Origin of the sequence: Burkholderia cepacia ATCC 25416 (genome assembly GCF_001411495.1) — a bacterium.
GTDB classification, from domain to species: Bacteria; Pseudomonadota; Gammaproteobacteria; order Burkholderiales; family Burkholderiaceae; genus Burkholderia; species Burkholderia cepacia.
The window spans coordinates 1,366,754-1,379,744 of sequence record NZ_CP012982.1 but is presented as its reverse complement, the minus strand read 5'-3'; the positions used below and the strand labels follow the sequence as shown (position 1 = coordinate 1,379,744).

Annotated in this window: 12 protein-coding genes; all 12 read left to right on the top strand. The window is 67.2% G+C overall.

The window, feature by feature from the left end:
- Position 1 precedes the first annotated feature (1 nt).
- The 12 genes from APZ15_RS23495 (at position 2) to APZ15_RS23440 (ending at position 12,961) form a co-directional block, all read left to right on the top strand.
- On the top strand, positions 2-700 hold the full coding sequence (locus APZ15_RS23495; protein WP_027790435.1) for an RraA family protein: 699 nt from the start codon (positions 2-4) through the stop codon (positions 698-700).
- Positions 700-1,647, top strand: a complete 948-nt coding sequence (locus APZ15_RS23490; RefSeq protein WP_027790436.1) for a hydroxyacid dehydrogenase — start codon at positions 700-702, stop codon at positions 1,645-1,647. The genes APZ15_RS23495 and APZ15_RS23490 overlap by 1 nt, the downstream gene beginning before the upstream one ends.
- A gap of 21 nt (positions 1,648-1,668) precedes the next feature.
- Positions 1,669-2,610, top strand: coding sequence for an SMP-30/gluconolactonase/LRE family protein (locus APZ15_RS23485; protein ID WP_027790437.1), 942 nt, complete (start codon positions 1,669-1,671; stop codon positions 2,608-2,610).
- Between the two features lie 86 nt (positions 2,611-2,696).
- Positions 2,697-4,076 (top strand): MFS transporter, encoded by a 1,380-nt coding sequence (locus APZ15_RS23480; RefSeq protein WP_027790438.1) that lies wholly within the window; start codon positions 2,697-2,699, stop codon positions 4,074-4,076.
- A 49-nt stretch (positions 4,077-4,125) separates the two neighbouring features.
- Complete coding sequence (locus tag APZ15_RS23475) at positions 4,126-5,277, top strand: porin (RefSeq protein ID WP_027790439.1); 1,152 nt, start codon at positions 4,126-4,128, stop codon at positions 5,275-5,277.
- A gap of 11 nt (positions 5,278-5,288) precedes the next feature.
- Entirely contained in the window at positions 5,289-6,335 is a 1,047-nt protein-coding gene (locus tag APZ15_RS23470; protein ID WP_027790440.1) for an amidohydrolase family protein, read from the top strand.
- Positions 6,332-7,612, top strand: coding sequence for an MFS transporter (locus APZ15_RS23465; protein ID WP_027790441.1), 1,281 nt, complete (start codon positions 6,332-6,334; stop codon positions 7,610-7,612). Before APZ15_RS23470 ends, APZ15_RS23465 begins: the two co-directional genes overlap by 4 nt.
- A complete protein-coding gene (locus APZ15_RS23460; protein ID WP_027790442.1) occupies positions 7,609-8,844 on the top strand; it encodes an MFS transporter in 1,236 nt (411 codons plus the stop codon). The genes APZ15_RS23465 and APZ15_RS23460 overlap by 4 nt, the downstream gene beginning before the upstream one ends.
- A 22-nt stretch (positions 8,845-8,866) precedes the next feature.
- Positions 8,867-10,189 carry an MFS transporter gene (locus APZ15_RS23455; RefSeq protein ID WP_027790443.1) on the top strand — a complete coding sequence of 441 codons (1,323 nt, stop codon included), beginning with the start codon at positions 8,867-8,869 and terminating at the stop codon, positions 10,187-10,189.
- A gap of 2 nt (positions 10,190-10,191) precedes the next feature.
- Positions 10,192-11,124 carry an amidohydrolase family protein gene (locus tag APZ15_RS23450; RefSeq protein ID WP_027790444.1) on the top strand — a complete coding sequence of 311 codons (933 nt, stop codon included), beginning with the start codon at positions 10,192-10,194 and terminating at the stop codon, positions 11,122-11,124.
- A gap of 60 nt (positions 11,125-11,184) precedes the next feature.
- Entirely contained in the window at positions 11,185-11,529 is a 345-nt protein-coding gene (locus APZ15_RS23445; protein ID WP_226153327.1) for a type 1 glutamine amidotransferase family protein, read from the top strand.
- A gap of 241 nt (positions 11,530-11,770) precedes the next feature.
- A complete protein-coding gene (locus APZ15_RS23440) occupies positions 11,771-12,961 on the top strand; it encodes a M20 aminoacylase family protein (RefSeq protein WP_027790445.1) in 1,191 nt (396 codons plus the stop codon).
- The last annotated feature ends 30 nt before the right edge of the window (positions 12,962-12,991 follow it).

The following is a 12,991-nucleotide window of genomic DNA, read 5'->3' as shown; positions in this document are numbered from 1 at the left end:
CATGAGCAACACATCCGCCAGCACTTCTCCGATCAATCGCGACATCGAACGCGTGTCGCCCGAACTCGTTCAGGCGGCCGCGCGCTACCAGGCCGCGATTCTGGCCGACGTCGCGGGCCGCCGCGGCACGGTGCATGGTCGCGTGCGGCCGTTGTCGCCGAAGATGAAGGTCGCCGGCCCCGCAATCACGGTCGAAGTCCGCGCGGGCGACAACCTCGCGATCCATGCGGCGCTCGCCGTCGCGAAGCCGGGCGACGTCGTCGTGGTCGACGGCAAGGGCGACATCTCGTGCGCGCTGCTCGGCGAAATCATGGCGGCGCAGGCGAAGGCGAGCGGCATCGCCGGGATCGTCATCGACGGCGCGGTGCGCGACGCGCATGAACTGGCTAACGGCGACTATCCGGTCTTCGCGGCCGGCCTCAATCCGTGCGGCCCGACCAAGAGCATCGCGGGGCGCGTGAATGCGCCGATCTCGCTCGGCGGTACGGCGGTCAATCCGGGCGACCTGGTGGTCGGCGACGCCGACGGCGTCGTCGTCATTGCGCGCGCCGACGTCGCGCGCATCGTCGATCTCGCGCAGAAAAAGCTCGACTTCGAGACCGCGCGTATCGCGGCGATCCACAAGGGCGACCTTCGTCCAGGCTGGATCGAGAAGGAACTGCGCGCGGCCGGCATGCTGGCCGAAGGCGAGGCGCTGTGATGCACGCCGCTTCGCCTAAACCCGTGGTCCTCGTGACCGCCGCCGACCTTGCGCCGCAAGCGCTCGACATGCTCGCGCAGTTCGACGTCGTGTTCGCCGGCAAGCAACCGACCGAGGACGACATCGTGGCGCTGTGCATCGAGCACAAGCCGGTCGCGATCATCGTCCGGTACGGCAAGATCAACGCCCGCATCATGGATGCCGCCGAAAACCTGCAGGTGATTTCGAAGCACGGCAGCGGCATCGACGTGATCGATCAGGAAGCGGCTGCCGCACGCGGCATCGCGGTGCGCGCGGCGGTCGGCGCGAATGCGGCCGCCGTCGCCGAGCACGCATGGGCGCTGCTGCTCGCATGTGCGAAGTCGGTTCCGCAGCTCGATATGCGCATGCGCGAAGGTCATTGGGACAAGTCGACGCACAAGTCCGTCGAACTCGACGGGCGCACGCTCGGCCTCGTCGGACTCGGCGCGATCGGCCGGCGCGTGGCCGCGATCGGCGCGGCGTTCGGCATGAAGGTGCTCGCGTTCGATCCGTTCGCCAAGGAAGCGCCTGTCGGTGTGAAGCTCGTGCCGCTCGACACGTTGTACGCGGAGTCGGACGTCGTGTCGCTGCATTGTCCGTTGACGGCCGACAACCGCCGGATGCTCAACCGCGACACGCTCGCGCGTTTCAAGCGCGGGGCGATCGTCGTCAACACCGCACGCGGTGGCTTGATCGACGAACCCGCGCTTGCCGACGCGCTGGCGAGCGGCCAGGTGCGCGCGGCCGGGCTCGACAGCTTCGACGTCGAGCCGATGACGACGCCGCACCCGTTCCAGCAGATCCCCAACGTGATTCTGTCTCCGCATATCGGCGGCGTCAGCGATGCCGCGTACGTGAACATGGGCAAGGGCGCGGCCGCCAACGTCCTCGCGGTGCTCGACGAACGCGCGCACAGCGCGGCTTGAACCCTGAACATCGAGGGACGCATGTTTTATCTGACGAACCCCGACGTGCGCGAAGCCGACGTGTTCACGCGCATGCCGGACAAGTTTCGCAAGCCGGACGTCCGCACGGAATGGGCGCGCGCGAATCGCGGCGGCATGGTCACGGATTCCTTTCTCGAAGGGCCGGTCTGGGATCCGGACGGCTATCTGTTCGTGACCGACATTCCGCACGGGCGCATCTTCCGCATTTCGCCGTCGGGCGACTGGGAGCTCGTCGTCGAATACGACGGCGAGCCCAACGGGATGAAGCGCTTCGACGCATCGCACCTGATCATCACCGACTACCGGAATGGCCTGATGCTGCTCGATATCGCGCGCGGTGAGATTCGCCCGCATCTCGAGCGCCGCAACACCGAGCGCTTCAAGGGCGTGAACGACCTGACGTTCGACTCGGCCGGCAATATCTATTTCACCGACCAGGGGCAGACCGGGCTGCACGATCCGACGGGCCGCGTGTATCGGCTGTCGCCCGACGGCAAGCTCGACATGCTGCTCGGCACCTGCCCGAGCCCGAACGGGCTCGTGCTGTCGCGCGACGAGAAAGTGCTGTTCGTCGCGATGACGCGCGGCAATGCCGTGTGGCGCATGCCGCTGCAGGCCGACGGGTCGGTCACCAAGGTCAGCCAGTTCTTTACCTCCTACGGACCGAGCGGCCCCGACGGCCTCACCGTCGATCTCGAAGGCCGCCTGTTCGTCGCGAATCCGGGGCTCGGGCGCGTGTGGGTGCTCGACCACTGCGCGGAGCCCGTCGAGATCCTGACCGGGCCGAAAGGGGCGTCGCTCACGAGCGTGTGCTTCGGCGGCCCGGACATGAAGACGCTTTTCATCACCGAATCGACGTCCGGTTCCGTGCTGAAAGCGGAGATGAGCATCGCCGGCCCGCTGCCGAAACAGGCAGTGAAGCAGGCAGTGAAGCAGGACTGAGACCCACGAGCCGGGAAGCCGCGCGTCGGCTTCCCGCCCGCATGCCGAAAGATCGCGCCGCCAGCCGCGCGACGAAGGAGACAAGCATGACCATTTCGCACGCGCTGCGTGCCGGCGATGACGCACCGCGCGCCGACGCACCATCGTCGGCGCAGCTTGCCGGCGACGATTACGCGGCCAGCGAGCGCACGCTCGCGAAGGCGTTCCGGCGCATTCTGCCGTTCATCTTCGTCTGCTACGTGATCAGCTATCTCGACAGGACCAACGTCGGTTTTGCCGCGCTGACGATGAACAAGGATCTCGGTCTGACGGCCGAGCAGTTCGGTGTCGGCGCCGGCCTGTTCTTCATCGGCTATTTCCTGTTCGAGATTCCGAGCAACCTGATCATGCAGAAGGTCGGGGCGCGCGTATGGATCGCGAGAATCATGATCACGTGGGGCCTGTTCTCGATGGCGACGGCGTTCGTCGTCGGACCGAAGAGCTTTGCGGCCGCGCGCTTCCTGCTCGGGCTCGCCGAGGCCGGGTTCACGCCCGGCATCTACCTGTATTTCACGCACTGGTTTCCCGGCAAGTGGCGCGCGAAGGTGACGGCCGCCTTCCTCGTCGGCATTCCCGTCGCGAACATGATCGGCTCGCCGATTTCCGGTGCGCTGCTCGAACTCGGCGGCCTGCACGGGCTGCGCAGCTGGCAGTGGCTGCTGCTGATCGAAGGCGTACCGGCCGTGATGCTCGGCGTCGCGTGCCTGTTCGTGCTGGCCGACCGCCCCGAGAAAGCCGCGTGGCTCAATGACGAAGAGAAGGCGTCGCTCGCGAAGCGCCTCGCGTTCGAGCAGCGCGACATCGGCGCGAAGCACGGCAGCAAGCTGCGCGACGCGATGACGAACTGGCGCGTGTTCGTGCTCGCGTTCGTCAACTTCTGCGGGATCGTCGGCTCGCTCGGCGTCGGCTTGTGGATGCCGCAGATCATCAAGCAGTTCGGCGTCGAACACGCGGTGGTCGGCTGGCTGACGGCGATTCCTTATGCGATCGGCGCCGGCGTGATGCTCGGGTGGGCGCGTCTCGCCAATCGGGCGGCCAACCGTATTCCGTATGTCGCCGGTGCGCTGGCTGTCGCCGCTGCGGCGTTGTGTGCGAGCGCCTTCATTCATGCGCCGGTTTTCAAGCTGATCGCGCTTTGCGTCACGGTGAGCGGGATCCTCGCGTTCCAGGCGACTTACTGGGCCATCCCGTCGGGATTCCTCACCGGACGGGCTGCCGCGGGCGGACTCGCGCTGATCGTGTCGGTCGGCAATCTCGGCGGTTTCGTCGGGCCGTCGATGATCGGCGCGCTCAAGCAATTCTCGGGCGGCTTCACCGCGCCGCTCATCGCCGTGTCGGGTGTGCTGCTGCTCGGCGCACTGACCATCGCGTGGCTCGGCGATCCGGGCGCGGGCGCCGGCGAAGCGCCTGCCGCCCGCGAGCCGTGAATGTTCTTTCGCCGGAAGACCCACCCACAAAAAACAGTTTGGAGACTTCATGTCGTCGAATCAGGCCAGCCAGAATTCCCGCCCGAAACCCCGCCTCATGCTCGGCGCCCTCACCGTCGCGAGCGCGACCGCGTGGTGCGGCACCGCGCATGCGCAAAGCAGCATCACGCTGTACGGCATTGCCGATGTCGGGATCGAGCACATCAACAATACGAGTACCGGCGGCGCGCAGACGCGCGAAGCGTCGGGCAATCTGTCCGGTTCGCGCTGGGGACTGAAGGGCGTCGAGGAGCTCGGCGGCGGCATGAAGGCCCTGTTCCAGCTGGAAAACGGCTTCAACCTCAATGACGGCACGACCGCGCAGTCGACGAAAGGCCTCGGTGCGAATGCCGCCACGACGTCGCGGATTTTCGGCCGGCAGGCGTGGGTCGGGCTGGCGTACCGGGGTCAGCAGCTGACGTTCGGCCGCCAGAACGCGCTCTTCTATGAACAGGCCGTGGCCTTCGACCCGATGGGCGCGTCGTCGCGGTACTCGGTGCTGTCGCTTGACTACGCGGCGGCCGCGCGCATCGACAATTCGGTGAAGTACACCGGCGTGTTCGGTCCGCTGACGGCGCAAGCCATGTACAGCACCCGCTACGACACCGGGTACGGCGCCGAGGTGCCGGGCGCGCAACTCACCGGCCGCTTCTACAGCGGGGCGCTGACTTTCTCGCAAGGGCCGCTCGCCGCGAGCGTGTCGTACGAGCAGCGCAACAGCAACACCGTCGCGACGAACACGGGCACCGAGCGTCGTGCGACGGCCGCCGCGTCGTATGCGCTCGGACCGGTGAAGGGATTCGCCGGCTATCGCTATCTTCGGGCGTCGAACGCGTTCCTGCCGGCGAACCCGATCCGGGTCGCGAACGGCTCCGAAGCCAGCGCGGCAAACCTGTACTGGGCCGGCGCGCAATACGCGGTGTCGCCGGCGTTCGTGGTCACGGCAACCGCCTATTACCAGGACGTGCATTCGACCAGTGCCGATCCGTGGCTCGCCGTGCTCTGCGCGGACTATCTGCTGTCGAAGCGCACGGATATCTATGCGACGGCGGGTTTCGCGCGTAACAAGGGCGGCTCCGCGCTCGGCGTGAACGGTTATGGCACGGTCGCACCCGATCACAACCAGACGGGCGTGGTGATCGGCATGCGCCAGAAGTTCTGACGGCGAGCGCGATGCAGATCGTTCACGCGCCCCATCTGCCCGTCCGGCCCGAGTGGCTCGCGTTGCGCGACGAGCCGGTGCTCGAACCCGAGCTTGCGATCGTCGACGCCCATCATCACCTGTGGGACCGGCAGACCGGGCGCTATCTCGCGGACGAGTTCGGTGCGGACGTGCGCAGCGGGCATCGCGTCGTGTCGACGGTTTACGTCCAGTGCCGATCGATGTTGCGTGCAAGCGGGCCGGATGCGTTCAAGCCGGTCGGCGAAGTGGAGTTCGCGAGCGGCGTCGCCGCGATGTTCGACAGCGGCGCATACGGTCCCGCGCGATGCTGCGAGGCCATCGTCGGCGGCGCCGATCTGTCGCTCGGTGCGGAACTCGAGGCGGTGCTCGACACGATGCTGCAGGTATCCGACGGGCGACTGCGCGGGATCCGCAACCCGCTCGCGTGGCATGCGAGCCCCGACGTGCGATCGAGCCCGGTGACGCCGCCGCGCGACCGGATGTCGGACCCGGCATTCCGGCAGGGCGTGACGACGCTCGGCCGCTACGGGCTGTCGCTGGACGCGTGGGTCTATCACACGCAGCTCGACGACCTGTACGAACTCGCCCGTGCATGCGACGGCGTCACCATCGTCATCGACCATTTCGGCGGCCCGCTCGGCGTGGGCCCGCATGCCGGCCGGCGCACGGAAGTTCATGCGCAATGGAAACGGCAACTCGCGCGTCTCGCGGCGCTGCCGAACACGCGCATCAAGCTCGGCGGCGCGGGCATGACCGTGTTCGGTTTCGACTTCGCCGCGCGCGACCTGCCGCCGTCGTCGCCCGAACTGGCGGCGGCGTGGCAGCCGTATTTCGACACCTGCGTCGAATGCTTCGGCGTCGATCGCTGCATGTTCGAAAGCAACTTCCCCGTCGACAAGGGGATGTTCGGCTATCGCGTGCTGTGGAACGCCTTCAAACGACTCGCGTCCGCGATGTCGGCCGATGAACGGGCCGCGCTGTTCAGCCGGACGGCCGCATCGACGTATCGCATCGCGCTTCCCGGAGACAACCCATGAAGACGAGTGCAACCGCGGCGACGCAGGACATGGAGTCCGCCGCCGCGGAAAAAGGATTGACGCGCGTGACCGGTACCGAATGGCGTTCGCTGTCGCTCGCGGGGCTCGGCTGGACGTTCGAGAGCTACGACTCGTTCCTGCTGTCGCTGCTGCTGCCGACGCTCGCGCTGCAGTTCGGGCTGAGCAAGGCGCAGCTCGGCATGTTCACGAGCGTCACGGCGGCCGGACAGATCGTCGGCGGCATTCTGTTCGGCTTCGTGTCGGACCGGATCGGGCGCGTGCGCACCGCGCTGCTCTGCGTCGGCATCTACTCGCTGTTCTCCGGCCTGATTGCATTCGCGCCCGACGCGCACGGGTTTGCCGCGCTGCGCTTTGTCGGCGCGCTCGGCATGGGCGGAACCTGGACCGCCGGCGCGGCGCTGATCGCGGAGACCTGGCACCCGAGCCGGCGCGGCAAGGGCGGTGCGCTGATGCAGATGGGCTTGCCGATCGGCGCGATTCTCGCGATCGCGATCTCGGGCATCGTCGGCGCCGTACATGGCGGATTGGGCGGCGACGGCTGGCGTCTGCTGTTCCTGATCGGTGCGTCGCCGTTCTTCATCCTGTTCTGGGTCGCGCGCAAGACGCCGGAATCACCGATCTGGCTCGAGCGCCGGCACGCGAAGTCTCGGGCCCGCAAGACCGACACGGCCAATCACGAGAAACTGAACGTGCGCGGCCTGCTCACCGCCTTCTGCTTCATCTTCTTTCTGCAGTACCTGTACTGGGGCGTATTCACGTGGACGCCGACGTTCCTCATCACGGTGAAGCACCTCGACTTCGTGCACAGCCTGAAGTTCGTGCTGGCGCTGCAGTTCGGCGCGATCGCCGGGTTTCTGCTGTTCTCGGCATGGGTCGACCGCATCGGCCGGCGGCCGATGTTCCTGGCGTACCTGCTGGTCGGCGCGCTGGCCGTCGGCGTGTACATCGTGTCGGCGAATCCGTTGCTGCTGATGACCGCGATCTTCCTGACCGGCTTCAGCGTGAACGGCATCTTCGCGGGTGCCGGCCCGTTCCTCGCGGAGATCATCGGCAACACGGCATCGCGCGGGTTCTTCATGGGCCTCGCGTACAACGGCGGCCGGCTCGGCGGCTTCATCGCGCCGCTGATCATCGGCGCGCTCGCGTCGACGTCGGGCGGCTTCGTGCTCGGACTCGCGACGACGATCGTCGCATTCGTCGCCGCGGCCGTGGTCGTGCTGGTCGCGCCCGAAACGCGCGGGAAGGCGTTGTCATGAACGTGGCGACGCAAGCGGGGTGGGCGAGCCGGCTGTTTCCCGCGCTGTCGGAGGCATCGCTGCGGCGCTATCTGAGCGGGCAGGTCGCATCGGTGCTCGGCAGCTGGACGCAGAACGTCACGCTGAATCTGCTGATCTATCACCTGTCCGGCTCGGCGGCGATCCTCGCGCTGCTCAACTTCCTGCTGTACGGGCCGCAACTGATCGTCGCGCCGGTGGCGGGCTCCCGCATCGGCTCGGCCAACGCGCGCCGCGTGACGCTCTGCGTGCTCACGACATCGCTGCTGCTGACGGGCAGCCTCTTCACGTTGTCGCTGCTCGGCCTGCTCGGCGTGAAGCTGATCCTCGCGCATGCACTGGCGATCGGCGTGTCGAGCGCGGTGGAAACGCCGGCACGGCAGGTGCTGCTGCTGACGAGCCTGCAGGATGCAACGCACACGTCCAACGCGGTCGCGATGAACACGATGGTCTACAACGTCGGGCGCATGGTCGGCCCGACCATCGCCGGATTCGTCTATCCGACGCTCGGGCCGCGGACGTCGTTTGCGATCTACGCGCTCGCGCTGTGCTTCATGGTGGCGTGCGTGCGCTCGATCCGGACCGCGTCGGTGGACCGCCCGTCGCGCGCGGAGAGCGGCCTGCGCGACGCGGTCGGTTACGTGCTGTCCGATGCGTTCTCGGCCCGCTATCTGCCGATTCTCGCGTGCATCGGCCTGTTCGCCGGCAGCTACCAGACGCTCGTGCCGCTGCTCGCGGACCAGGGCTTTCACGACGCCGCGCGCTTTACCGGCGTGTTCTTCGCGTGCGCCGGGGCCGGCTCGTTGAGCGCGGCGGCGCTGCTGTCGTCGGCGTTCGGCCCGCGCGCGTCGCACCGGTTCATCGCGTATGCGCCGTGGACGGCCGTCGGCGCGCTGGCCGTGCTGGCCGCGACGACCGATGCGGCGGGATCGATTCCCGCGTTCTATGCCCTCGGCTTCAGCCTCACGTTCGCGGCCACGTCGACCAACGCGACCATTCAGCGCCAGTGTCCGGAACACGTGCGCGGCGGGCTCGTCGGGATGTACGGCATGGCCTACAACGGCACGATGCCGTTCGGTTACCTGCTCGTCGGCAGCGCGTCCGAGGCGCTCGGCGTGCGACACACCTTTGCCGCCATGGCGGCCGTGCTCGCGAGCGGCGTCATCGCGGTCATCGCGTGGCAACGGTTCACTCGTTCACAGATACGCGCGTAAGCGCACAATAAACGGAGACAACATGCAAACCGGTTTCATGGAAGCGTCCGCGATCGAGCGCCGGACCCTACGCAAGGTCGTCTGGCGACTCATTCCCTTCTTGATGATCTGCTACCTGCTTGCCTTCATCGACCGGGGCAACGTCGGGATGGCGTCGCTGCAGATGAACCATGACCTGGGAATGTCGGCACAGGTCTTCGGCTTCGGCAGCAGCCTGTTCTTCATTTCATACTTCTTTTTCGAAGTGCCGAGCAATCTCGCGCTGCAGAAATACGGCGCGCGGATCTGGATCGCACGGATCATGATCACGTGGGGCATCGTGTCGGCGGCGACCGCGCTCGTGCACAACGCGACGACGTTCTACGTGCTGCGTTTCCTGCTGGGCGCCGCCGAGGCCGGCTTCTTCCCGGGCGTGCTGCTTTATCTGTCGTACTGGATTCCCGCGCAGTACCGTGCGCGGATCGTCGCGACGTTCATGGTCGCGATTCCGGCCGCGAGCTTCATCGGCTCGCCGATCTCCGCGCTGCTGTTGCAGATGGACGGCGTCTGGGGCCTGCGCGGCTGGCACTGGCTGTTCATCCTCGAAGGCATTCCGACCGTGCTGCTCGGCGTCGCGTGCCTGTTCATGCTGACGAACAAGCCGGACGACGCGAAGTGGCTCGACGACGACGAGCGCGCATGGCTCACGGCCGCGTTGGCCGCGGGCCACAAGACGCGCAAGAAAGTGCCGTCTCTGCCGCTCACGCAACTGTTCCGCAACCGCTACGTGCTGTGCCTCGCGCTCGTCGACACGTGTGCTTCCGCGGCAGGCAGCACGCTGTCCGTGTGGCAGCCGCAGCTCCTGAAGTCGTTCGGCCTGACCGTCATGGAGACCGGCCTGCTGAATTCGGTGCCGTATGCGGTGGCCTCGATCCTGATGGTCTACTGGGGCCGGCGCTCGGACCGCATCGGCGAACGGCGCTGGCACACGGTCGTGCCGATGCTGCTGATCGGCGTGGGCCTGTTCGCGACGTCGCTGAGCGGATCGCTGCTGCCGACGGTCTGCATGCTCTGTGCGGTGCTGGTCGGCGCGTATTCGTTCAAGGGCCCGTTCTGGGCGCTCGCGACCGACATGCTGTCCAACAGCACCGTGGCGGCCGGGCTCGCGACGGTCAATGCGATCGCGAACCTGCTCGGCGGCGGGCTGATGGTGAACGTATACGGGTGGGTGAAGGCGGCGACGGGCAGCTACGCGCTCGCATTGATGCCGCTCGCGATCCTCACGCTCGTGAGCGTCGCGACGCTGCTGCTGCTCACGCGCGATCATGCGTCCGGCAAGCTGGTCGGCAAGACGGGGACGATCTGATCATGGCGCGCATCGCGAGACGCGAATTCCTCAGGATCGCCGGCGCGACGCTGGCTTCGGCCGCATTGCCGACGCTGGCCGCGGCCGACGAAACGTGGTCGAGCGGCATCGAGCGCCCGGTGTTCCAATTGCCCGAAGGGGCGATCGACTGTCACATGCACATCTACGACGACCGGTTCCCGGTCGCGCCGGGCACGACGCTGCGGCCGCCGAATGCGACCGTCGCGCAATACCGGCGCGTGCAGACGCGTATCGGCGTGACGCGCAACGTGGTCGTGACGCCGTCGACGTACGGGACGGACAACCGCTGCACGCTGGCGGCGCTCGCGCAGTTCGGCGATGCCGCGCGCGGGGTGGCCGTCGTCGACGGCACCGTGAGCGACGACGAACTTCGGGCGCTCGATCGCGGCGGCATCCGTGCGATCCGGTTCAACCTGAGCTATCCGGGCGCGACGACGCTCGACATGCTGGCGCCGCTCGCCGCGCGCATTGCGAACCTCGGGTGGCATATCGAACTGGTGGTGCAGGGCGCGCGACTGCCGGAGCTGGAGCCACATCTTGCGGCGCTGCCGTGCCCGCTCGTCATCGACCATATCGCGCATGTGCCGCAGCCCGGCGGGCTGTCGTCGGCCGCGTTTCGGACTGCGCAACGCCTCGTCGAAAAGGGCCATACGTGGATCACGTTGTCGGGACCGTACGTTGACAGCAAGTCGGGGGCGCCGGCCTACGACGACGTCGCGCCGGTCGCGAAGGCGCTGATCGACATGGCGCCGGAGCGCATGCTGTGGGGCACCGACTGGCCGCACCCGACGCAGAAGACGGACAAGCCGGACGACGCGAGCATGCTGGACGTGATCGCCGGCTGGATCGGGCGGGCGGACTGGCAGCAACGGATATTCGTCACGAACCCGGCGAAGCTGTACGGATTTGCGTAGCGCAAGGAGGATGTCGCGAGACTCCTGCGCGAATAGGGGATCATCTGTCACGGGCCGATCGTGTTGCTGTCCACGCTGCTCGACCCGAATGCCTTCGTTGCATCGATGGTCGCCAACGACGGCAACGCGAATTCCCTCGCGGCCGGCTGGCCGTATGCCGGTTACCGGATGACCGTTTTCTCGACGGGCGAGGAGCAGCAGCTTGAAGGGCCGAGCGGGCTCGGCGGCAACGTGCAGTTCTATCCGGTGAACGCGCTGGCCGAAGCCGGCGCCCACGTCGACACGGTGGCGAACTGGCACAGCAACGTGGTCGTCGATCGCGAGCTGATCACGGGGCAGCAGCCGATGTCGGCGCCGGAATTCGGCGACGTCCTCGTGGCGAAACTGAATGCCCGGACGAACTGAATTCGTCTGCGATGGCAACGGCCGGGCGTGTCGCGCCCGGCCGCTCCGACTTGGTTGCCGATTACCGGAAAGCCGTGACGTTCGCGTCGAAAGCGATGAGCCGACTACGCATTAACCCTGATTAAAAATACTTATCACGGTGAAAAATTCCGCATCTTATTGAACCGATATCGGCTGGCTATAGTGGCTCGCTTTCCCGCACGCGCCACCGGCGTGCGCAGACAAACGCAGGAGCCCCTTGATGACCACCGATACCCGCTTCACCGAAGTCGAGGATCTGATGCCCGCCGCCGGCGGGCTGCGCGAGATCCGTCACCACATCCATCACCACCCCGAACTCGCGTACGAAGAGCACGACACGGCCGCGCTCGTCGCGGACAAGCTCGAGCAATGGGGCTGGCAGGTGACGCGCGGGGTCGGCAAGACGGGCGTGGTCGGCACGCTGCGGGTGGGCGACGGCGCGCGCAGCATCGGCATTCGCGCGGACATGGACGCGTTGCCGATCGTCGAGGCGACCGGCCTGCCGTATGCGAGCGGCACGCACGGCAAGATGCACGCATGCGGCCACGACGGCCACACGACGATGCTGCTCGGCGCCGCGCAGCATCTCGCGAAGACGCGCAACTTCTCCGGCACCGTGCACCTGTATTTCCAGCCGGCGGAAGAGCACGGCGTCGACAGCGGCGCGAAGAAGATGATCGACGACGGCCTGTTCGAACGCTTCCCGTGCGACGCCGTGTTTGGCATGCACAACCATCCGGGCGCGGCGCCGGGCGTGTTCCTCACGCGGCGCGGCCCGTTCATGTCGGCCGGCGACAAGGCGATCATCACGATCGAAGGCGTCGGCGGCCACGCGGCACGGCCGCACCTGACGGTCGACCCGGTCGTCGTCGCGGCGAGCATCGTGATGGCGCTGCAGACGATCGTCGCGCGCAACGTCGACCCGTCGCAGCCGGCGGTCGTCACGGTCGGCTCGATGCACGCGGGCACCGCGAACAATGTGATTCCGAACGGCGCGCGCCTCGAACTCAGCGTGCGGTCGTTCAGCCCGGAAGTGCGCGCGCTGCTCAAGCGCCGCATCACCGAGCTGGCCGAAACGCAGGCCGCGAGCTACGGCGCGAGCGCGAACGTCGAGTACATCGAGGGCTATCCGGTCGTCATCAATACGGATGCCGAAACGGATTTCGCCGCGCAGGTCGCGCGCGAACTGGTCGGCGACAAGCACGTGGTCGAGCAGACCGACCTGCTGATGGGCAGCGAGGATTTCGCGTTCATGCTGCAGCAGCGGCCGGGCTCGTTCGTGCGGCTCGGCAACGGCGAAGGCGAGGACGGCTGCATGGTGCACAACCCGAAATACGACTTCAACGATCGCAACCTGCCGATCGGTGCGGCGTTCTGGACGCGTCTCGTGGAGCGTTACCTCGGGCGGTGATTCCGGCGGCGGTGGCGCGCGGCCGGCGCT

Excerpts from the sequence above, each read along its gene's own strand:
- APZ15_RS23495 (WP_027790435.1), top strand. The coding sequence starts at position 2 with ATGAGCAACACATCCGCCAGCACTTCTCCGATCAATCGCGACATCGAA.
- APZ15_RS23490 (WP_027790436.1), top strand. The coding sequence starts at position 700 with ATGCACGCCGCTTCGCCTAAACCCGTGGTCCTCGTGACCGCCGCCGAC.
- APZ15_RS23485 (WP_027790437.1), top strand. The coding sequence starts at position 1,669 with ATGTTTTATCTGACGAACCCCGACGTGCGCGAAGCCGACGTGTTCACG.
- APZ15_RS23480 (WP_027790438.1), top strand. The coding sequence starts at position 2,697 with ATGACCATTTCGCACGCGCTGCGTGCCGGCGATGACGCACCGCGCGCC.
- APZ15_RS23475 (WP_027790439.1), top strand. The coding sequence starts at position 4,126 with ATGTCGTCGAATCAGGCCAGCCAGAATTCCCGCCCGAAACCCCGCCTC.
- APZ15_RS23470 (WP_027790440.1), top strand. The coding sequence starts at position 5,289 with ATGCAGATCGTTCACGCGCCCCATCTGCCCGTCCGGCCCGAGTGGCTC.
- APZ15_RS23465 (WP_027790441.1), top strand. The coding sequence starts at position 6,332 with ATGAAGACGAGTGCAACCGCGGCGACGCAGGACATGGAGTCCGCCGCC.
- APZ15_RS23460 (WP_027790442.1), top strand. The coding sequence starts at position 7,609 with ATGAACGTGGCGACGCAAGCGGGGTGGGCGAGCCGGCTGTTTCCCGCG.
- APZ15_RS23455 (WP_027790443.1), top strand. The coding sequence starts at position 8,867 with ATGCAAACCGGTTTCATGGAAGCGTCCGCGATCGAGCGCCGGACCCTA.
- APZ15_RS23450 (WP_027790444.1), top strand. The coding sequence starts at position 10,192 with ATGGCGCGCATCGCGAGACGCGAATTCCTCAGGATCGCCGGCGCGACG.
- APZ15_RS23440 (WP_027790445.1), top strand. The coding sequence starts at position 11,771 with ATGACCACCGATACCCGCTTCACCGAAGTCGAGGATCTGATGCCCGCC.